Genomic DNA, 17,944 nt, shown 5'->3' with positions numbered 1-17,944 from the left:
GGTGAACGGGTCAGAAGAAGCTGGCGAGCAAAAGGCCCGCTGCCACTGCGGCGGCCACGGCGACAAGGCCTGGGACCATGAACGAGTGGTTGAGTACCATGCCAATCTTGGTGGTGCTGGTGCGGTCGAAGTTGAGCGCGGCCACCACCGTGCCGTAGGTGGGCAGGAAGAAGGAGCCGTTGACCGCGGGCCACATGCCCACCAGCTGCGGCGCCGCCAGTCCGAGCGTGGCACCGAGCGGCATGAGGGTGCGCGTGGTGGAGGCCTGGGAGAACAGCACGACGGAGGCGGCGAACAGGGCAATGGCGAAGGTCCAGGGCTGGTGGGACACCATGTTGGACAGGCCGTCGACGATGATCTCCTGGTTTGCCTCGATGACGGTGAGGCCGAGCCAGGCCAAGCCGAAGATACCCACGATGGCCACCAGGCCGGTGCGCGCGATCGAGGAGGTGGCGATGTGCTTGACGTCGACACGGGTGACGGTGGCGATCAACGCCGCGGCGCCGAGCATGACGATCTGGATGACGATCGCAATGTTGAGGGGCTCGCCGTCGGCGTTCGGCGGGCGCCACCCCGGCACGGCGCCGAGGACGACGACCGTGAGCACAGCGACGAGGAAGATCGCCGCGGCGATCCGCGGCGAACCGGCCCGCGCGCCATTGTCCTCGGCGAGGGCATCCTCCTCGAGCTGGCCGCCCTCCTCAGGGCGGTGCTCCGCCAGCGCCACGAGGGATTCGCGCTCCTCGGGGCTTGGCTCCGAGCCGAGGACCTCGACGAGCGCCTCGTCCACGGAGATGTTGCGGCGCTTGGCCATGCGCTGAGCCTTGACGTAAGCCGGGATGTCCTCCACCTCGCCACTGGCCACGCGTTCCTGGAACACCGGGTCATCTTCCAGCTCTTTACCCCAGTTCATCATGACCAGGGACGCGGCGAGCACGCCGACCAGGGTGGCGGGCACGGCGATGAGCATGATCTGCGGCAGCGACATGCCCATCGGTTCGACGACCACGATCAGCGCCGCCATCGCCGCCGATACCGGGGAGGCGGTAATGCCCTGGAAGGAGGCGATCACCGCGACGGACATGGGGCGCTCCGGGCGAATGCCGTTGCGCAGCGCGGTGTCGTGGATGACCGGGAGCAGCGGGTAGAGGATGTGGCCGGTGCCTGCGGCGAAGGTGAACAGGTACGACACGAGCGGGGCGATGACGGTGATGCGGCGTGGGTAGTGCCGAATGATGCCTTCCGCCAGGCGGACCAGGAAAGCGATACCACCGGCCGCCTGCATCGCCGCCGTGGCGCAGGTGACGGCGAGGATGATGAGCATCACGTCGACGGGGGGTTCGGCGGGGGCCTGGCGGAAACCAAAGGTGATGACGAGGAGGCCAACCCCTCCCCAGAAACCGAGCGCGATACCGCCTTGGCGCGACCCGATCCAGATGCACAGCAGCATGATCACCAGCTGAAGGACGAGGATGGTGACATCCATACTGACTCCTAGTTCAGTTGCAATTCATGGGGAAAATTGATCGCTTTAATAATTTCTATCGTAAATTATCTAGCCCCAAAGAAGAAGTAACTGTGGCGAGCATCAAGTCGCGGCGCGCTTCTCGACGCCCAACTCGACCCGGCTCACACCCCACCCGGCCCGGGCGAGGCGAGCGAGGATCCCCGATTCGCGGGGCAGGTGCGCCACGCCTACGAGCACCAGCGCCTCCCGCTCGCTCACGGCACGCTGCAGGGCAGCGGCCATGTCCCGGTTGCGCCGCAGCATTGCCGGGGAGGTGAAGTCCTTGTCCGCCAGCACGTCGAGGTCCTGCCGCGCGTACCGCTCGAAGATGTCGATGCTGTCCGCTGCGAAGTAGCTGTCTAAGGCCCCGGGAAGATCGGCGTCCTCGCGCAGGTGCGCCAGCTGGACGTCGACGTTTTCGAGCGCGACGATGTCCGCGCCGACGCGTCGGGCGTAGTCGGCGAAGTACAGCTCGGGCTCGAGGGTGGCGCGGCTAAACAGGGGCGAGCGCAGCTGCTCCTCCGAACCGACGAGCGGCACGAGAGAGGCGGCGGGAAGCCGCATCAGCTCGCCTTTCATGGGCGCCAGGCGCGGCGAGGAGGCAAACACGGTGTCCAGCCGCTCGACGTCCAGCGGCGAAAGCGTCTCGCTGGCGCTTTCCTCCCCCTCGCCACCGCGCAGACTGTCCAGCCCCTGCTCCCGGAGCTCGTCGAGGTCGCACGGGTCGATTTCCAGAACGAGCGTGCCCTTCTGGCGCAGCGCTTTTTTCAGATGGGCGAGGGGAAGCGCAATCTTGGTGTCGTCGATGACGTGGATCGTGCCAAAGACCTGTGATTCCGCCCCAGCCGGGGAGGTCACGGACCAGAAGAGGGAATCGGAAAAAACGGTCGGGGAGGACATATGTCCACGCTAGCGGGGATGGCAGGGGTGGCGCGGGGTGAGGGTGCGCGGATCATTTATGTGTCCTGGCTCTCACCCCTTTAAGATGTGGTGAACTCATCATCTCCGGCACAAAAGGAGGGGTCCATGACGGACTCGAATAATACTGGCGGATCGACAAAGGCCCAGGTAGAGGGCCAGGTACGGGCCCCGAAGGGGATCGGTCCCGCCGTCGGCGCCGTCTTCTTGATGGCCACCTCGTCGATCGGCCCGGGCTTTCTCACCCAAACCTCCGTCTTCACGGTGCAGATGGGGGCGGCCTTCGCGTTCGCCATCTTGCTGTCCATCCTCGTGGACATCGCGATCCAGCTCAACGTGTGGCGCGTCCTCGGCATCTCCGGCCTGCGGGCCAACGAGCTGGGCAACAAGGTGCTGCCGGGCCTCGGCTGGGTGATGGCCGTCCTCGTCTTCGCCGGCGGCGCGGTGTTCAACATCGGCAACATCGCGGGAACCGGCCTGGGCACGAACGCGATGTTCGGCATCGACGCGCGGATCGGCGGCGGTATCTCCGCCGCTATCGCCATCTTCATCTTCCTGTCCCGCCGCGCCGGGGTCGCGCTCGACCGCATCGTCGTCGCCCTCGGCGCGATCATGATCCTGCTCATGCTTTACGTCGCCATCGTGTCCCAGCCCCCGGTGGGCGAGGCGCTGCGGCAGACCGTCATGCCCGACAACGTCGATTTCTTGGTCATCACCACCCTCATCGGCGGAACCGTGGGCGGCTACATCACCTTCGCCGGCGTGCACCGCCTCATCGACTCAGGCCACGCCGGTAAGGAGAACCTGAAGCAGATCACCACGTCTTCCGTCCTTGGCATCGTTGTCATCGGCGTCATGCGCGTGCTTCTCTTCCTCGCGGTCCTCGGCGTGGTCTCCACGGGCGTCGCCCTCTCGAAGGACAACACGGCGGCGCACGCCTTCCAGGTCGCCGCGGGAGACTTCGGCCTGCGCGCCTTCGGCCTGGTGCTGTGGGCGGCTGGCCTGTCGTCCGTCATCGGCGCCTCCTACACCTCGGTGTCCTTCATCACCACCCAGCAGACCCAGGAGCGCACCCGCAACGTCATGACGGTGGCCTTCGTCGCGGTCTGTGCGGTGCTCTACCTGGTGCTGGGCACAGCGCCGCAGACCCTGCTCATCTTCGCGGGCGCCTTCAACGGTCTCATCCTGCCCATCGGTTTCGCCGTGGTGATGTGGGCGGCGTGGCGCCGCAAGGACCTTCTGGGCAACTACAAGTACCCCGTGTGGCTGCTCGTCATCGGCGCGCTCGTGCTGGTCCTCACCGTGTTCATGGGCGTGCGCTCGATCGCAGGCCTGTCGGCACTCTGGGCCTGACCGCCGAGCGCCTAAAATAGCGGGGTATGAACCCCGCCACCGCCACCCCCGCCGAAGCCCGCGCGTTGTTTCGCACCACCGAGGTGCCCACAACGGCGGGCTTTTCGCCTGGTTACGCCCAGGCGAACCTCATTGCCCTCGACAAGCGCTATGCCTTCGACTTCCTCTTGTTCGCGCAGCGCAACCCGAAGCCGTGTCCCCTTCTCGGCGTGTTAGAGGCGGGCGAGACCACCTCGGAGCTCTTCGCGGGCGGCGACATCCGCACGGACATCCCCTCCTACCGCATCTTCCGCGAGGGCACGCTCGTCGAGGAGGTCGCCGACGCCCGCGACTATTGGACCCCCACCACGGTCAGCTTCCTCATCGGCTGTTCGTTCACCTTCGAGCAGGCGCTTGTCGACGCCCACATCCCCGTCGCCCACATCGAGCAGGGCCGCAACGTGCCCATGTACGTCACGAACATCCCGTGCACCCCGGCCGGCGTCTTCTCCGGCGCGATGGTCGTCTCCATGCGCCCGATCCCGGCATCGCAGGTGGCGGACGCCGTGCGCGTCACCTCGCGCTACCCGGCCGTCCACGGCGCGCCGGTGCACGTGGGCGACCCGGCGGCGATCGGGATCGGAGACCTCGCCGCCCCCGACTTCGGCGATGCCGTGGACATCGCCCCGGGCACGATCCCGGTGTTCTGGGCCTGCGGGGTGACTCCGCAGTCCGTCGTCATGCACTCGGCACCCGACCTGGCCATCTGCCACTCGCCGGGCCGGATGCTCGTCACCGACGTGCGGGACAGCTTCTACCAGGTGCCCTAGGGACGGGTGCTTTAGGCGATCGTTGCGACCGTCGCGTTCGCCTGCACGCGATCGCCCTCAGCCGCGGCCAAGGTGATCGTGCCGTCCGTGGGGGCGGTCAGCGTGGACTCCATCTTCATGGCCTCGATGGTGGCCACGGCGTCGCCCGCGGAGACCATGTCGCCGTCGGCAACGAGCCACTCGACGATGGTGGCCTCGTACTTCGTGGTCACGGAGCCAGCGCCTGCCTTGGCACTGGAGCCAGAGTCAGCAGCGGGGGTATCCGCGTCCGCGTCTCGGCCAGCGCCGGCGCTGAGAAGGGCAGTCGGGATGCCCACGGTGTGGAGCTTGCCGTCGATCTCGATGACGACGCTGGTGCGATCGTCGTAAAGCTGCTCGATGTCGGCGACCTCGTGGTTCGCCGACGGGGAGTAGTTGTGGTCGACCCAGTCGGTGTAGACGCTGATGCTGTCACCGACGAGCTCCGGGGCCTCGATCATGTCGCGGTGGAAGGGCAGCACGGAGCGCACGCCCTCAATCCTGAACTCGGACAGGGCCTGGCGGGCGCGGCGGATCGCCGTCGCGCGGTCAGGCCCCCACACGACGAGCTTGCCCATGAGCGAGTCGTAATACGGGGGGATCGTCGAGCCCGTGGTCACGCCCGAATCGATGCGGACTGCGGGGCCCGTCGGGACGTCGAAACGCGAAATCGTGCCCGGGGAGGGGGCGAAGCCGTTGGTGACGTCCTCCGCGTTGATGCGGAACTCAAAGGCGTGGCCCGTGATGGACGGGTCGGAGCCGGCGAAAGAGAGGGGCTGGCCGTCGGCGATGCGGAACTGCTCGGCGATGATGTCGACGCCGGTGATGGCCTCGGTGATCGGGTGCTCGACCTGGACGCGGGTGTTGACCTCTAGGAAGGACACGGTGCCGTCCTCGGAGACGATGTACTCCACGGTGCCGGCGGAGACGTAGCCCGCCTTCTCGCAGATGGCGCGGGCGCCCTCTTCGATGCTGCGGCGCTGCTCGGCGGTGAGGAAGGGCGCGGGGGCCTCCTCGATGAGCTTTTGGAAGCGGCGCTGCGTCGAGCAATCGCGCGTGCCCAACACGGCGACGTTTCCGTGCGTGTCGGCGAGGACCTGCGCCTCCACGTGGCGCGGGTGGGTGAGGAACTTCTCTACGTAGCACTCGCCGCGGCCGAAGGCCTCGCGCGCCTCGCGGCCCGCGGAGGCGAAGCCCTCCTCGATGTCGTCTTCGTCGAAGACGACCTTGAGGCCGCGGCCGCCGCCGCCGAAGGCCGCCTTGATGGCGATGGGCATGCCGTGCTCCTCGGCGAACTCGCGCGCCTCCTCCCAGCTCGACAGAGGCTCGGAGGTGCCCGGCGCCAGCGGGGCGCCGACCTCGACGGCGACGGCGCGGGCCGCCAGCTTGTCGCCGAGCAATTCGATGGATTCGGGGGCGGGGCCTATCCAGGTAAGCCCAGCGTCCTGCACCGCGCGGGCGAAGTCCGCGTTCTCGGAGAGGAAGCCGTAGCCTGGGTGCAAGCAGTCCGCCCCGGCGCGGTGGGCGACGTCGATGAGGGCGGGGATGTTCATGTACGTCTCCGCCGAGGTGCGTCCCGGAAGGAGGTAGGCCTCGTCGGCGACGCGGGTGTGCAGCGCGCCAGTGTCCGGCTCGGAGTAGACCGCGATGGAGCGGATGCCGAGGTCGCGGGCGGTGCGGGCGATGCGGACGGCGATCTCGCCGCGGTTGGCAATGAGGACGGTGTGAAGAGTCATGGGAAAGATGTCCTTTACACGGAATAAAGCTCGAAGCGGATTTTTCCGCCGGGGGGAAGCTGGGCGGCGACGTCGACGTCGTCGCTGATCACGGTCGCGATGACGGGGTATCCTCCGGTCACTGCGTGGTCGCGCAGGAAAAGCACGGGCTGCCCGGAGGGGGGAACCTGGACGGATCCGGCGACCATGCCCTCCGAGGCAAGCTCGCCCTCGCGCCCCCGCTCAAGCGGGTCGTCCGACTCGAGCCGCAGCCCCACCCGGTTCGATTCCGGAGTGACGGTGAAGGTCGTGGACAGGAAGCGCTCCACGGCCTCCTGCGTAAACCAGTCGTCGCGGGGGCCGAGGACGCAGCGCACCACGCCAACGGTGTCGGCGCCTTCGCGCGCCACGCGCAGCGGGTTGACCACTCGCGGGTTCGTGGACTGCGGAGCCTGAAGCGACACGGAGAGCGTGTCGCCCGCCGCGACGGGCGCGGGGCCGAGGCCCGAGAGCATGTCGGTGGCGGAGGACCCCAACTCCGCGTCAGCGACGAGGCCGCCGCGCACGGCGACGTAGGTGCGCATGCCGGTGCTTGGGGCGGCCACGACCAGCTGTGCCCCCGCCGGTACGAGGGTTGGGTGGGCGAGAAGCGCCGGGCGCCCGTCGACGGTGACGTGAGCCTCGGCGCCGGTGACAGCGACGACCGTCTCCGTCAGGGCGCGAAGCGTCAGCCCGCCGATGTTTTCCAGGAGGGTCGCCCCGCGCTGATTACCCACCGCGGCGTTGGCTGCCCGCGCCGAGGCGCGGTCGGCGGAGCCCGAGGACGTCACCCCGAGATCGCCGTGGCCCGGGCGCCCGAGGTCCTGGTAGAGCGTCTGCAGGCCCGGATCGTCCACGGCGAGGACGGGCCGGCGCGGAGGAAGCTGGGCCCTCTGCTGGCCGGCGGCGGTTTCTTCGGGCAGCGAGTCGACCGCCACGTAGCGCACTCGGTCGCCGGGGGCGACCAGCGCCGGCGGGGTGGCCGCGGAGTCCCACATGGGGGTGCGCGTGGTGCCCACGAGCTGCCAGCCGCCGGGGGAGGTGCGCGGGTAGACGGCGGAGAAGTCTCCGGCCACCGCGACCGCCCCCGCCGGGACCTGGGTGCGGGGCGAGGAGCGCCGCGGGACGTCGAGCGCGCGCTCGGGCTCGGCGGGGACGCAGTACGTGAACCCGGGGGCGAAGCCACCAAAGGCGGCGACCCAGGTGGTGGAGGTGTGCCAGTCGATGAGCTCCGCGCGGCTCATGGACAGCGAGTCCGCGAGCTCGCCGAGGTCGGCGCCGTCGTAGAGCACCTCGATCTCGATGTCGCGCGGGGTGGCGCGCCGCGCCGCGTCCGGCCGGAAGGCCGCCAGGGCGCTGGCCGCGGCGGCGGCCGCGCCGGCGGAATCGAAGGTGATAAGTACGGTGCGCGCGGCGGCCACCACGTCCGTCTGGCGGTGCAGCGGGCGCGCGGAGAGCGCGGCGTGCCAGTCCATCACCGTGGCAAGATCGGGCAGGTCGACGATGAGCGCGCGGCTGCCCACGCGCTTGACCACGGGTGCGCTCACAGGAAGCTCCTGATCTCGATACCTTCGTCGCCCAGGCGCGCCACGACGCTGCGGGTCAGTTCCACCGCGCCCGGCGAGTCCCCGTGGACGCAGACGGATTCGGCCTCGACGTTGATCTCGGTGCCGTCGACAGCCGTGACTGAGCCCGTCGCGGCGACCTGGAGCACGCGGCGGGCGACAGCCTCGGGGTCGTGCATGACGGCGTTCGGCTCGCGGCGCGAGACCAGGGTCCCGTCCGGGTTGTAGCCGCGGTCGGCGAAGGCCTCGCGGACCACCCGCAGGCCGGCGCGCTCCGCGATGTCGACGGCGACGCCGCCGGGAAGGAGCATCACCGGCAGGTCGGGGCTGAACGCCTTGATGCCGTCGATCACCGCGCGGGCGTGCGCCTCGTGGTGGACGATGGTGTTGTAGAGCGCGCCGTGCGGCTTGACGTAGCGCACCTGCGTGCCGTTGGCGCGGGCGAGCGCGTCGAGGGCGCCGATTTGGTACAGCACTTCGTCGGCAAGCTCGGCGGGAGCGTAGTCCACGAAGCGGCGGCCGAAGGCGGCCGGGTCGTTGTAGGCGGGGTGCGCGCCGACGACGACACCCGCCCGCGCGGCGGCGGCGAGAGTCCCGGCGATGGAGTGGGGGTCCCCGGCGTGGAAGCCGGTGGCGACGTTCGCGCTGGAGACCATCTCGAGCATGGCGGCGTCGTCGGCAACGGGGTTGCCGGCCGTGGTTTCGCCCAGGTCGGCGTTGAGGTCGATGGTTGTGCTCACGTTCGTGTGCCTTCCCAAAATAAAGAAACAAAAAGAAACGGAGTGCGGCTTGGGACGGATGCGCCCTCGCCACACGTGGTCAATGCCTTATTTATACCGCGCCCTGCGCCGAGTTTCGGCGACGGGCTGATCCGCCGTGCTTGTACGCTGGGGCGCATGATTTTGATCAACGTCAGGTTCATTCCGAAGCCCGAGTACGTGGAGAACTTCCGCGAACTCGTCGACGACTTCACCCGCGCGACCCGGGCAGAGGAGGGCTGCCTCTTCTTCGACTGGTACCGCGATACCGATAACCCGGGCCGCTACATCCTCGTCGAGGGCTTCGCGGACGACGCCGCGGAGGCGCACGTGAACTCCGAGCACTTTCAGCGGGCGGCCGAGCTGTTTCCGACGATCCTGGTTGAGACCCCCTCCATCATCAACACCCTCATCGAGGGCAAGGCCGAGTGGGACGAGATGGCGGAGTTCAAGGTGGAGTAGAACTCAGGGGCGCAGCCGGTCACGGTAGCGTGGACAGGCATGAGCGAGGCGAAAAAGAAGAAGTCCGGAAAGCCGCCGAAGCTGTCGAAGAAGGCGTACAAAAAGGAGCTGGTGCGCCTCCAAGCCGAGCTGGTGGACATGCAGCAGTGGGTCGAGGAAACGGGCGCGCGCCTCGTCGTCGTGATGGAAGGCCGCGACGGCGCCGGGAAGGGATCCGCGATCAAGCGGATCACGCAGTACCTCAACCCGCGCACGTGCCGGGTCGAGGCGCTGCCCGCGCCCACGGAGCGCGAGCGGACGCAGTGGTACTTCCAGCGCTACATCGAGCGCCTTCCGGCGGCGGGCGAGATCGTCATCTTCGATCGGTCCTGGTACAACAGGGCGGGCGTCGAGCGCGTGATGGGGCTGTGCACCTCGCAGGAGTACCGCCGCTTCCTGCACCAGGCGCCGATCTTCGAGCGCCTCCTCGTCGAGGACGGGATCATGCTGCGCAAGTACTGGTTCTCGGTCTCCGACGAGGAGCAGGCGCGCCGCTTCGAGGCCCGCCGCGACGACCCGCTGCGCCGCTGGAAGCTGTCCCCGATGGACCTCGAGTCCATCACCCGCTGGGAGGACTACTCCCGGGCGAAGGACGAAATGTTCGTGCATACCGACATCCCCTCGGCGCCGTGGTTCACTGTGGAAAGCGAGGACAAGAAGCGCTCGCGCATCAATGTCATCTCGCACCTGCTGTCCACCATCCCCTACGAGCGGATCGAGCGCGAGCTGCCGGAGATCCCGACGCGCCCCGAGGGCGACGGCTACAAGCGCCCCCCGCGCAATGAGTTCAACTACGTGCCCGACGTGGCCAGGAAGCTTGAGAAGAAGGCTTAGCGACGCCCCCGCGGCGTCGACACAGTCGCGTCCCCGGGCACCCAAAACCGCAGGGGCGCCTCGGTGTTTTTCGAGATGCCGACGCGCGGGCCGCGCACCCATTCGGGCTCGGCCTCGCGCGCGCTGATCTCGACAGGCGTGCCGTTGTCCGCCAGCTCGAGCCCGAGCGCCCGGCCCAGGTTGCCGGGCCCGCGGGCGAGGTTTTCGTGGGCGATCGGGGCACGGTCGGGGCGCTGGCGCCGCTGGCGGGCGAGGTCCTCCCCGGCGACGACCTCCCCGCCGCGCATCAGGCAGCCCTGCCCCTCGCCCTCGGGGGCGCAGACGATGTTGCCGTTGTGGTGAATGCCGTAGGACAGGTAGACGTAGAGGCGCCCGGGTGGGCCGAACATGGCGGCGTTGCGGGCGGTCTTGCCGCGGTAGGTGTGCGCGGCGCTATCGCTCGCGCCGAGGTAGGCCTCCACCTCGGTGAGGCGGATGGTGACGCCGTTGTGGGTGATGAGGCAGCCGAGCAGCTGCGGCGCGACGACGTCGGCGGGGTCGGTGAAGTTCACGGTCATCGCCGTACATACTAGGCGCGCGGGGGTGAAAGAGACAGCGACGCCCCGGGCCTGTGGCGGGCCCGGGGCGTCCAACGAGATCATCAGTGCGGCGCTACAGAGGCATCACCCCCTTCGCCAGGCCGGCGAGCGCGGCAGTCAAACCGACCACGGCAATGGCGAGGGCGAGCGCGTTCGTGACCTGCGCCGCGATGGAGTCGTCCTTCGTGGAGGACAGCGTGGAGGACAGCGTGGGAGACGACAGCGCGTGGGGCGACGACGCCTGCGTCTCCGCTGCAGGTGTCTCCGCCGCCGCGGGGGCGTGGCCCGCGCCCAGGGAGAGAGCCAGCGCGAGGGTGAGCGCGCCGCCGGTGGTCTTCAGCTTCATTGTCAGCCCCGCCTAGCGCAGCCCCGGCAGTTTCAGCCCGGGGATGGCGCCCAGCAGCGAGGCGAGGCCACCGAGGAGGCCGACGATGGCCAGAACGATACCGGCGATGCCGACGGGCGGAAGGCTTGACTTCTGGGAGGTCGGCGGAGTCGGGGTCTGGCCCTTAGCGAAGGCCAGGTCGAGGGTGATGGGGCCGTCTTCCAGCACGTCGTTCTTCTTGTATTGGAGCAAGGTCTTTTCGCCATGCTCCAGAACGGTGGTGGTGGGGGAGCCGCCCTTGAAGGTCAGGTCGTCGCCGGGCTTGAGGGGGGCTGCCATTGTGAAAGAGACGATGGGTTGGTCGTCGCCGGTGGCCGTGTCGGGGGTCTTGCCCGGCAGTGCGCCGACGCGGCGGTAGTCGGCGGTGAGGACGCCCTTCGTGCCGTCGGTGATGTGGACCTTGAGGTCGGAGTACTCCAGTTCCAGGCCCCACTCGGCCCCGCCGTGCCCTTTGTGGCCGAGGAACTTAACGGCACCTTTGAGGTCGATGACCCCGCTGCCATCGGGCTTGATCTCGGAGGCGGCGGCGTCGACGGGGAAGACGAGGTCGACGATCGACTCGCCGTCTTTGGTCACCTGCGCGCCATCCGAGGGGGTGATCGACCCCTGCGCGATGGAGCCTTGGATGTAGCGAAGGAAGGACTTTTTGATGGGCCATGACACGGTGCCGCCGTCGAGTTTCGCCGGGGCTTCCGCGTGGGCGGCGGGGGCGGCGAGGGTGGTGGCCGCGAGGCCGAGGGCTGTCGCGACGGCGACGGCGGTGCGGGAACGTTCTGGCATATGTGCTCCTTGAAGGTTGGACTACGAGGTGAGGCTAACCTTAATAAGGACACGCTGGCCTAACAAGAGCGGGGGTGGCGCGGGGGTAGGACGGTGAACAGCGGCGAATCGGCTGGCAGCCGTCCGTGCGACAGCTGGGGTGTGACGTGCAACCGGATAGGCGACGGGGTGATGGACAGATCCCAGTCGTAAACACGAGAGAGGGTCTCCGGCGTATACACCTCGTCGACGCGCCCTGCCGCCACGAGACGGCCGCCCTTGAGGCACGCCACGCGGTCGCAGTAGGCCGCGGCGAGCGAAAGGTCGTGCAGCACGACAACCACAGTGCGCCCCCGGTCCGCAAGAACGCGGGCGGTACCCATCGTCGCCTCCTGGTAGCGCACGTCCAAAGCCGCGGTGGGCTCGTCGAGGAACACCACAGGGGTCTGCTGAGCGAGCACGCGGGCCAGCGCGACGCGCGCACGCTCGCCGCCGGAGAGGGTTGTCACCTGGCGGTCCTGGAGGTGCTCGATGCCCGCGGCGGCGAGTGAGGCGTCGATAAGCTCGGCGTCGCGAGACGAACGGCCCCAGGGGGCGCGGCCCATGGCCACGACGTCGCGGACGAGGAAGCCGAAGGCGACCGACACGTCTTGCAGCATGACCGAGCGCACTCGGGCCAGCTCGGCGGGGCTCGCCGCCGCCACGTCGAGGCCCGCGCACTCCACCGCCCCGGAGGACAGCGCCACGCCTCCGGACAACGCGGCGAGCACGGTGGATTTGCCAGCGCCGTTGGGGCCGATCAGCCCCGTCACCTCGCCGGGGTGGGCCGTGAGAGAGACCGAATCGACGATTGTCGTGCCGTGGATAGCCACGGAGACCTCTCGCGCGATGACGCTCATGCGATGCCTCCCTTGCGCATCATCCGCCGCAACAGCACAAAAAACACGGGGCCGCCGATCATCGCGGTGAATATGCCGATCGGGAGGTCAGCGAAGGCGATGAGCGTGCGGGCCAGCACGTCGCCGACCGCGATGAGCAACGCCCCACCGAGCGCCGAGGCGGGAAGGAGGGCGGCGTTGGACGGGCCCATCACCGTGCGAACGATGTGCGGCACGACCAAGCCGACAAAGCCGATGAGCCCGGCGAAGGACACGGCGGCCGCGGTGAGCAGGGTCGAGAGAGCAATGGCGGTAACCCGGAGCGCCGTGACGTTGATGCCCACGTGGAAGGCGGCGGTGTCGCCAAGCGCGAGGATGTCGAGCCGGCGGCCGAGCAGCAGAGCGCCGCCGAGCGCGATGGCCGCGATGACGGCCACGATGCCCGTGTGTTCCCAGGTCGCGCCGGCGAGCGTCCCCATCTGCCAGAAAATGATGTTCTCGCGGGCTGTCGTGGGGGCGATGAAGGTAAGCAACGCGATCGTTGCCCCGGCTAACGCGTTGGCCGCAATGCCGACGAGGATGAGGTTGATCACGCGGACGGAGCCGCCGATACGAGACAGCTGGTAGACCAGAGCCGTCGTGGCGAGGCCCGCCGCGAAGGCACATAACGGCGTGGTCATCGCGCCCACGACGTTCCACCCGAAGACGATGGCGGCGGCCGCCCCGACGCCCGCGCCGCTGCTCACGCCGATGACCGATGGCTCGGCCAGCGGGTTGGCGAAGACGGCCTGCATGAGCGCGCCGCCGACTCCGAGGGCGGCGCCAACGATGAGGCCGAGCACGAGGCGGGGCAGACGGATCTGCCAGACGACGGAGGCGTCGAGGTCAGTGGCGTTGTGAGGGCCGCCCGCGAGGATCGGGCCGAGCTGCGCGAGCGGCAACTCATACTGGCCCGCTGTCACGGACACAGCCGCCGCGGCAAGAAGGCCGACGGCGGTGCAGGCATACATGAGGGTGCGGCGCCGACGCCGGACGGCGAAGGCGCCACCAGGTGAGGGGTGCACTAGGACTGCTGCCCCCCGTATAGCGCGTTGGCCGCGCTGAGGAGGAGCTGGCCGGTCTGCGGGCCGAAGGCGAGGGAGTCGCCGTCGGGAAGCGCGAGCACCCGGCGGTTCTGCCCCGCGATTGTTTGGGCCACCCCGGGGCGTTGGAGGAGCCCCTCGATGTCGCCCGTGGATTTCAACCCGCCTGTCATCATGACAAAGACCTCGGGGTTGACCTCCGCGAGGGCCTCCGGGCTGGCGGGGGAGGGCGCACCGATGCCGTTTTGAGTGTTCACGTCCACGCCGCCGAGCGCGCCGATCAGGTCGTCTGTCGCAGCCTCCTCGCCGAGCAGGTAGAACACACCGCCCGTGCCGCGGGCGTAGAGGAAAGACATCCGCAGCGGTTGCTCCGGCACCACCTTCGCGATGGCCTCCTTCGCCTGCTGCAACTCCCGCTCGCTGCGCTCGGCGAGCTCCGCGCCCGCCTCCGGCTCTCCGACCACCGCGGCGAGCGTCTCAATGTCCGCGCCGATCGAGTCGATGGAGCGCTGCGGTTCCATCACCACCGTGGTCACGCCCGCCGCGCGGATCTGGTCGATCGCCTCCTGAGGGCCGACAGAGTGGTCGACGATGACCAGGCTCGGCGCGAGGTTCAAGATCGCCTCGACGTTGAGTGAATGGCCGTTTTCCGTCACCACCGGCCGATCCGCCAGTGAGGGCTCGTCGGAGCTCACCGTCCGGCCGATGATGTTGTCGCCCAGGCCGAGGCCCCGCAGGGTCTTCGTGTACGTGCCGTACAGGTCGAGGGCCAAGATCCGCGAGGTGTCGGTGACCTCGACGTCGTAGCCGTCGGCGTCCGTTAAGCTCACGGGCAGCAGGTGCTGCGGCGTCGCTGTGACGGGTTCCACCTCCGGCACCTGCGAGATGATGGACGCGCCTTGCGTTGTGCGCGGATCCCCCGTCGCTTCGACAGCGACCGGTTCGATCGGGGTGTCCCACGAGGCGCAGGAGCTTAGGGCGAGGGCGGCCGCGCACACTGCGGCGACCAATGAACAACGTTTCGTCACTATCTTTCTCCGTAGTTGTTGAACCAGCGAGTTCGCGCAGTTACCTGCAGTTACTTCACGACGAAGCGAACCAGCGCCCCACCCGCTCCCGCGACAGAACCGAGGAGCAGGAGCAGCCGGGCAAGGAAGCCGTCGTCGACGCCCGCCCCGCCGCTGCCGGTCGCGGCGTTCTTGATCTGGAACTTGCCGCCCTCCGGCTGCTCGCTCGAGGTGGTCGTGGCGTCACCCGTCAGATCGTCGAGGACGCTACCGCCGGCTCCTGCGGCCTGCGTGGCGGCCGCCCCGCTGAGCTTCGCCTGGGCGTTTTCCGCACTGTTGCCCTTGCCCGTGGCTGCACCGGAAGCGGTGCCGCCCTGGCCCTCCAAGCAGTTGGCCGACCCACCGAGGGTGGCCGTGAAGGAGATCGGGTCGAGCGGGTCGCCCACCGGGTAGAACTGGCCGAAGGCTTCCGCGCCGACCGCGGTGAGCGCGGTGGTGGCGCTGCCGCTGACCGCGCTATCGGAGACGTCGAGCTGGGTGAATGACAGGTCGGCGAGGGCGACGCGCCCGTACTCGTGCGGTCTGCCCTCGACGTCGTTGGAGGAGACGTTGGCGATCAGCGAGCCGGTGGTGCCGTTGAACGTGATCTCGATGTTGGAAAAGCGCGTGTCCAGGATGCCCGAGTGCCCGGTGAAACGGATGCTGCCCGGGAACAGGATCGACCCCGACCTTGCACCGGGGTCAACGGCGCCCGAGTTGCCGCTGAACTGGAATTTCTTGTCAGCGTCGCCGACGTTGCTCAGCTCCCAGCCGCCCCGTGCGATGGTGCCGCGGATGTAGGTGCGGAAGGACTGCCGCACGCCCCACTCGGCGTTCGCGCTTGTGACCCCTCGGGAGCCGGGCGCGTGACAGACGTCGCCCGAGGCGCCCGTGCTCGGCGCCGCCCCACCCGCCGCCCCGCCTCCGGCGGCGTGTGGCGCCGACGCGGTCCGGGCGGAGGTGGCCGCCTGCCCGGGGGCGGAGTTCGGGGGCTTAGGCGCCGCTGGGGCGGGCTGCCCACCCTGGGTGGGGCCATTGTTGGCGGGGGCGGCCGTGTTGTTCGGATTCGCGGCGCCCCCGCCTGAGTGTGCGCTGTCGCCTCCAGCGAGAAGCTTCTTGCTGTTGCGCATGATGTTGTCGCTGTTGACAAAGAGGCCGTTGACCTCAATGAGGGTGTCGTTGATCGTGCCCAGAAGCTTCGCCGGCCCTGTCGTTGCGTTCGAACGGGTGGCGCCCGTGCCGCCGCCCGTGTTCCCGCCGGGGCCACCTCCACCGCCCAGGGAGTACTTGGGCTTCGGGGCGGGTCCGTGCGCGGTGCCCAGCGACAAGCTAATGGAGATGGGATCGAGCTCCTCCCCGGGTTGGTAGAAACCGCCAAAGACTTCGGTGGCCTGGGAGGCCAGCTGGGCAGTTCCGTTGAGCGTGACGGTGTCTGCGGAGAAGTCCGCGGGCGAGGAGAGAGTGATGGTGGCAAAGACCGCTTCGGTGCCGGTGAGCAGCTTGCCGGGCTCGTGGGTTTGCATGCCGTTGTACTCGAGGGTGCGGTAGTCCACCCGCAGCTCAGCCTTGGTGCCGTTGACCACGAGGATCGGGTTCTGCAGCGTCATGTCCAGTACGCCCGAGTGGCCGGTGAAGCGAACACCGCCTGCGAAGTTGATCTGGCCGGAGGAGGAGGAGCTGAGTGCGGAGGACGCGACGGGAAATTCGAAGCCTCCGCCCGTGCGCGAGGCGGGGCTGAGCATCTCGATCTGCCCGCGCGCGATGTTTCCTTCGATGTAGTTGCGGAAGGACGTGCGCACACCCCATTCCACGCTGCCGCTTGTGACGGTGCGGTGGGTCGAGGCGGTATCCTGCGCCGCGGCGTCCGGCATGAGCGCGGGGAAGGGGAACGGCCCGAGGGCGAGGAGGCCTGCGGTGGCGGTCGCGGCGCAGAGCGAGCGGCAGAGTGAGCGAGTGTTCATGGGGTCCTTTGCGGCCGGGGATAGTATTACGTGCCAGGTTAGGCTAACCTCAAGTTTGCAATTAAGGCAAGGCAAACTTAAGAAAGGGGTACCGTGCGGGAAAACGACACGGAAACGATCGCCGTTGTGAGCTCTGCGGTGCAGCGCGGAAACGCGGATACGCGCAGGTCTCTCGAGCGGCTGGTGATCAGCCTGTGCGTGGGGGTCCTCGCGTTCGGGGGTACCGCCGGCATCCTGCCGGTCGCCCTCGGGGCGGCCGCTGTTCTGATCGTCGGACTCGTGGTGTTGGCGGCGCGCAAGCCCGCGTCCGATCCGGCCCGGGATACGTGGAAAGCGGGAGCGATCACCGCCGGCATGTGGCTGCTTATCGCGGCGATCGTTGTCGCGGGGCTGTTTTTCGTCCCCGCCGACTACACGCTCACCGGCGGGGTCATCGTGGGCGGCGTGTGCGCCGCCCTCGCCTGGGCGACACTGGCGCTGGCCTAGCGCACTGCGGCCCCAGGGGATCGCGTGCGCGGGCTTCGTCACAACGCCCGTGGTCACAACGCCCGCGCGGCGGGCACGGCGCTACGCGTTGCGGCAGCGTCCCTGAAGTTCGGTGAAGACTGCCTGGTTGAGCGCGAAGGCCTCCTTCGCTGCGCCGATGAGGCGGGCGCGTTCGGCGTCCGTGAGTTCGAGCGCATCGAGTGCCTCGCGGTAGCGGGCCCGGAAGGGCGGGATCTTGCCCACGGCCGAGAAATCGTAGAAGTTCAGGGCCTGGGCGTCGAGCCCGTAGTTCGCGGACAGCATGCGGGCGATGACCTGGCCACCGGCGATGTCGCCGAGGTAGCGCACGTAGTGGTGGGCGACGATGGCTGGGGCGTCGTCGGGCCCGAAGGAATCGAGTTGAGCAGCGTAGGCGAGGGTCGCACGGGTGGGGACGATCGCCGAGCGCCACTCCGGTCCAAGCAGGTGGGCCAGGTCGGCTTCGAGGGCGGGGACGCGCTCGAGGCGTCGATCGGCGATGGCGGCAAAGACGGGGTCGCGGGGGAGTCGTCGCACCGCCTCTTCCAGCGCAGAGTAGACGAACCAGTACTGGGCGGTGAGGTCGACGACTCCGTCGCGGGGCAGCTCGCCGCGGACGAGAGCGGACATGAAGTCCGTGTTTTCTGCGTCGTGGTGGGCGGTCGCGGTCTCGTCGCGCAGGGCCGCCGACAGCGGGGCGGCGAGGGACATTGTCATGAGGTCCTCCTTTAGAT

Annotated in this window: 18 protein-coding genes; 5 read left to right on the top strand and 13 right to left on the bottom strand. The window is 68.7% G+C overall.

Annotated elements, in window-relative coordinates; genetic code table 11:
- Positions 1–10 precede the first annotated feature (10 nt).
- Together BLT81_RS12945 and BLT81_RS06620 are read right to left on the bottom strand one after the other, a co-directional pair.
- A complete protein-coding gene (locus BLT81_RS12945; RefSeq protein ID WP_019194180.1) occupies positions 11–1,486 on the bottom strand; it encodes an anaerobic C4-dicarboxylate transporter family protein in 1,476 nt (491 codons plus the stop codon).
- A gap of 102 nt (positions 1,487–1,588) precedes the next feature.
- Positions 1,589–2,407, bottom strand: coding sequence for a TraB/GumN family protein (locus tag BLT81_RS06620; RefSeq protein ID WP_019194179.1), 819 nt, complete (start codon positions 2,405–2,407; stop codon positions 1,589–1,591).
- A gap of 126 nt (positions 2,408–2,533) precedes the next feature.
- Here BLT81_RS06620 and BLT81_RS06615 point away from each other — a divergent pair, with 126 nt between their 5' ends.
- Positions 2,534–3,778 (top strand): NRAMP family divalent metal transporter, encoded by a 1,245-nt coding sequence (locus BLT81_RS06615; RefSeq protein WP_019194178.1) that lies wholly within the window; start codon positions 2,534–2,536, stop codon positions 3,776–3,778.
- Between the two features lie 26 nt (positions 3,779–3,804).
- Complete coding sequence (locus BLT81_RS06610) at positions 3,805–4,587, top strand: putative hydro-lyase (protein ID WP_019194177.1); 783 nt, start codon at positions 3,805–3,807, stop codon at positions 4,585–4,587.
- 11 nt (positions 4,588–4,598) lie between these two features.
- Here the strand turns inward: BLT81_RS06610 and BLT81_RS06605 are convergent, their stop codons facing one another.
- The 3 genes from BLT81_RS06605 to BLT81_RS06595 are packed head-to-tail and all read right to left on the bottom strand — an operon-like array spanning position 4,599 to position 8,664.
- Positions 4,599–6,341 carry an ATP-binding protein gene (locus BLT81_RS06605; RefSeq protein ID WP_019194176.1) on the bottom strand — a complete coding sequence of 581 codons (1,743 nt, stop codon included), beginning with the start codon at positions 6,339–6,341 and terminating at the stop codon, positions 4,599–4,601.
- Positions 6,342–6,355: 14 nt separating this feature from the next.
- Positions 6,356–7,906 (bottom strand): 5-oxoprolinase subunit B/C family protein, encoded by a 1,551-nt coding sequence (locus BLT81_RS06600; RefSeq protein ID WP_019194175.1) that lies wholly within the window; start codon positions 7,904–7,906, stop codon positions 6,356–6,358.
- Positions 7,903–8,664, bottom strand: a complete 762-nt coding sequence (locus tag BLT81_RS06595; RefSeq protein WP_019194174.1) for a LamB/YcsF family protein — start codon at positions 8,662–8,664, stop codon at positions 7,903–7,905. The genes BLT81_RS06600 and BLT81_RS06595 overlap by 4 nt, the downstream gene beginning before the upstream one ends.
- Positions 8,665–8,820: 156 nt before the next feature.
- Here BLT81_RS06595 and BLT81_RS06590 point away from each other — a divergent pair, with 156 nt between their 5' ends.
- Together BLT81_RS06590 and ppk2 are read left to right on the top strand one after the other, a co-directional pair.
- Positions 8,821–9,144 carry a putative quinol monooxygenase gene (locus tag BLT81_RS06590; RefSeq protein ID WP_019194173.1) on the top strand — a complete coding sequence of 108 codons (324 nt, stop codon included), beginning with the start codon at positions 8,821–8,823 and terminating at the stop codon, positions 9,142–9,144.
- A gap of 39 nt (positions 9,145–9,183) precedes the next feature.
- Positions 9,184–10,017, top strand: a complete 834-nt coding sequence (gene ppk2, locus BLT81_RS06585) for a polyphosphate kinase 2 (protein ID WP_019194172.1) — start codon at positions 9,184–9,186, stop codon at positions 10,015–10,017.
- Here ppk2 and BLT81_RS06580 read toward each other — a convergent pair.
- From BLT81_RS06580 to BLT81_RS06550, 7 genes are all read right to left on the bottom strand, one after another.
- Complete coding sequence (locus tag BLT81_RS06580) at positions 10,014–10,574, bottom strand: DNA-3-methyladenine glycosylase (protein ID WP_019194171.1); 561 nt, start codon at positions 10,572–10,574, stop codon at positions 10,014–10,016. The genes ppk2 and BLT81_RS06580 overlap by 4 nt on opposite strands.
- Before the next feature lie 94 nt (positions 10,575–10,668).
- Positions 10,669–10,941, bottom strand: a complete 273-nt coding sequence (locus tag BLT81_RS06575; RefSeq protein ID WP_019194170.1) for a hypothetical protein — start codon at positions 10,939–10,941, stop codon at positions 10,669–10,671.
- Positions 10,942–10,953: 12 nt separating this feature from the next.
- Entirely contained in the window at positions 10,954–11,760 is an 807-nt protein-coding gene (locus BLT81_RS06570; protein WP_019194169.1) for an HtaA domain-containing protein, read from the bottom strand.
- A gap of 59 nt (positions 11,761–11,819) precedes the next feature.
- Positions 11,820–12,638 (bottom strand): heme ABC transporter ATP-binding protein, encoded by an 819-nt coding sequence (locus BLT81_RS06565; RefSeq protein WP_019194168.1) that lies wholly within the window; start codon positions 12,636–12,638, stop codon positions 11,820–11,822.
- Positions 12,635–13,627, bottom strand: coding sequence for a FecCD family ABC transporter permease (locus tag BLT81_RS06560; RefSeq protein ID WP_019194167.1), 993 nt, complete (start codon positions 13,625–13,627; stop codon positions 12,635–12,637). Before BLT81_RS06560 ends, BLT81_RS06565 begins: the two co-directional genes overlap by 4 nt.
- A gap of 53 nt (positions 13,628–13,680) precedes the next feature.
- Positions 13,681–14,727, bottom strand: a complete 1,047-nt coding sequence (locus BLT81_RS06555) for a heme/hemin ABC transporter substrate-binding protein (protein WP_155860832.1) — start codon at positions 14,725–14,727, stop codon at positions 13,681–13,683.
- Between the two features lie 50 nt (positions 14,728–14,777).
- Complete coding sequence (locus BLT81_RS06550) at positions 14,778–16,706, bottom strand: HtaA domain-containing protein (protein WP_019194165.1); 1,929 nt, start codon at positions 16,704–16,706, stop codon at positions 14,778–14,780.
- Positions 16,707–16,799: 93 nt separating this feature from the next.
- Between BLT81_RS06550 and BLT81_RS06545 the strand changes: the two genes are divergently transcribed.
- A complete protein-coding gene (locus BLT81_RS06545) occupies positions 16,800–17,192 on the top strand; it encodes a hypothetical protein (RefSeq protein WP_019194164.1) in 393 nt (130 codons plus the stop codon).
- Between the two features lie 81 nt (positions 17,193–17,273).
- On the opposite strand, the gene BLT81_RS06540 is transcribed toward BLT81_RS06545, so the two are convergent.
- Entirely contained in the window at positions 17,274–17,927 is a 654-nt protein-coding gene (locus BLT81_RS06540) for a biliverdin-producing heme oxygenase (protein ID WP_019194163.1), read from the bottom strand.
- Positions 17,928–17,944 lie beyond the last annotated feature (17 nt).

The organism is Corynebacterium timonense (assembly GCF_900105305.1).
Lineage (GTDB): Bacteria > Actinomycetota > Actinomycetes > Mycobacteriales > Mycobacteriaceae > Corynebacterium > Corynebacterium timonense.
This window is presented reverse-complemented; position numbering and strand designations above follow the sequence as displayed.

Coding starts and splice junctions, on each gene's coding strand:
- BLT81_RS12945 (WP_019194180.1), bottom strand. CDS start 1,486: ATGGATGTCACCATCCTCGTCCTTCAGCTGGTGATCATGCTGCTGTGC.
- BLT81_RS06620 (WP_019194179.1), bottom strand. CDS start 2,407: ATGTCCTCCCCGACCGTTTTTTCCGATTCCCTCTTCTGGTCCGTGACC.
- BLT81_RS06615 (WP_019194178.1), top strand. CDS start 2,534: ATGACGGACTCGAATAATACTGGCGGATCGACAAAGGCCCAGGTAGAG.
- BLT81_RS06610 (WP_019194177.1), top strand. CDS start 3,805: ATGAACCCCGCCACCGCCACCCCCGCCGAAGCCCGCGCGTTGTTTCGC.
- BLT81_RS06605 (WP_019194176.1), bottom strand. CDS start 6,341: ATGACTCTTCACACCGTCCTCATTGCCAACCGCGGCGAGATCGCCGTC.
- BLT81_RS06590 (WP_019194173.1), top strand. CDS start 8,821: ATGATTTTGATCAACGTCAGGTTCATTCCGAAGCCCGAGTACGTGGAG.
- ppk2 (WP_019194172.1), top strand. CDS start 9,184: ATGAGCGAGGCGAAAAAGAAGAAGTCCGGAAAGCCGCCGAAGCTGTCG.
- BLT81_RS06580 (WP_019194171.1), bottom strand. CDS start 10,574: ATGACCGTGAACTTCACCGACCCCGCCGACGTCGTCGCGCCGCAGCTG.
- BLT81_RS06575 (WP_019194170.1), bottom strand. CDS start 10,941: ATGAAGCTGAAGACCACCGGCGGCGCGCTCACCCTCGCGCTGGCTCTC.
- BLT81_RS06570 (WP_019194169.1), bottom strand. CDS start 11,760: ATGCCAGAACGTTCCCGCACCGCCGTCGCCGTCGCGACAGCCCTCGGC.
- BLT81_RS06565 (WP_019194168.1), bottom strand. CDS start 12,638: ATGAGCGTCATCGCGCGAGAGGTCTCCGTGGCTATCCACGGCACGACA.
- BLT81_RS06560 (WP_019194167.1), bottom strand. CDS start 13,627: ATGTATGCCTGCACCGCCGTCGGCCTTCTTGCCGCGGCGGCTGTGTCC.
- BLT81_RS06550 (WP_019194165.1), bottom strand. CDS start 16,706: ATGAACACTCGCTCACTCTGCCGCTCGCTCTGCGCCGCGACCGCCACC.
- BLT81_RS06540 (WP_019194163.1), bottom strand. CDS start 17,927: ATGACAATGTCCCTCGCCGCCCCGCTGTCGGCGGCCCTGCGCGACGAG.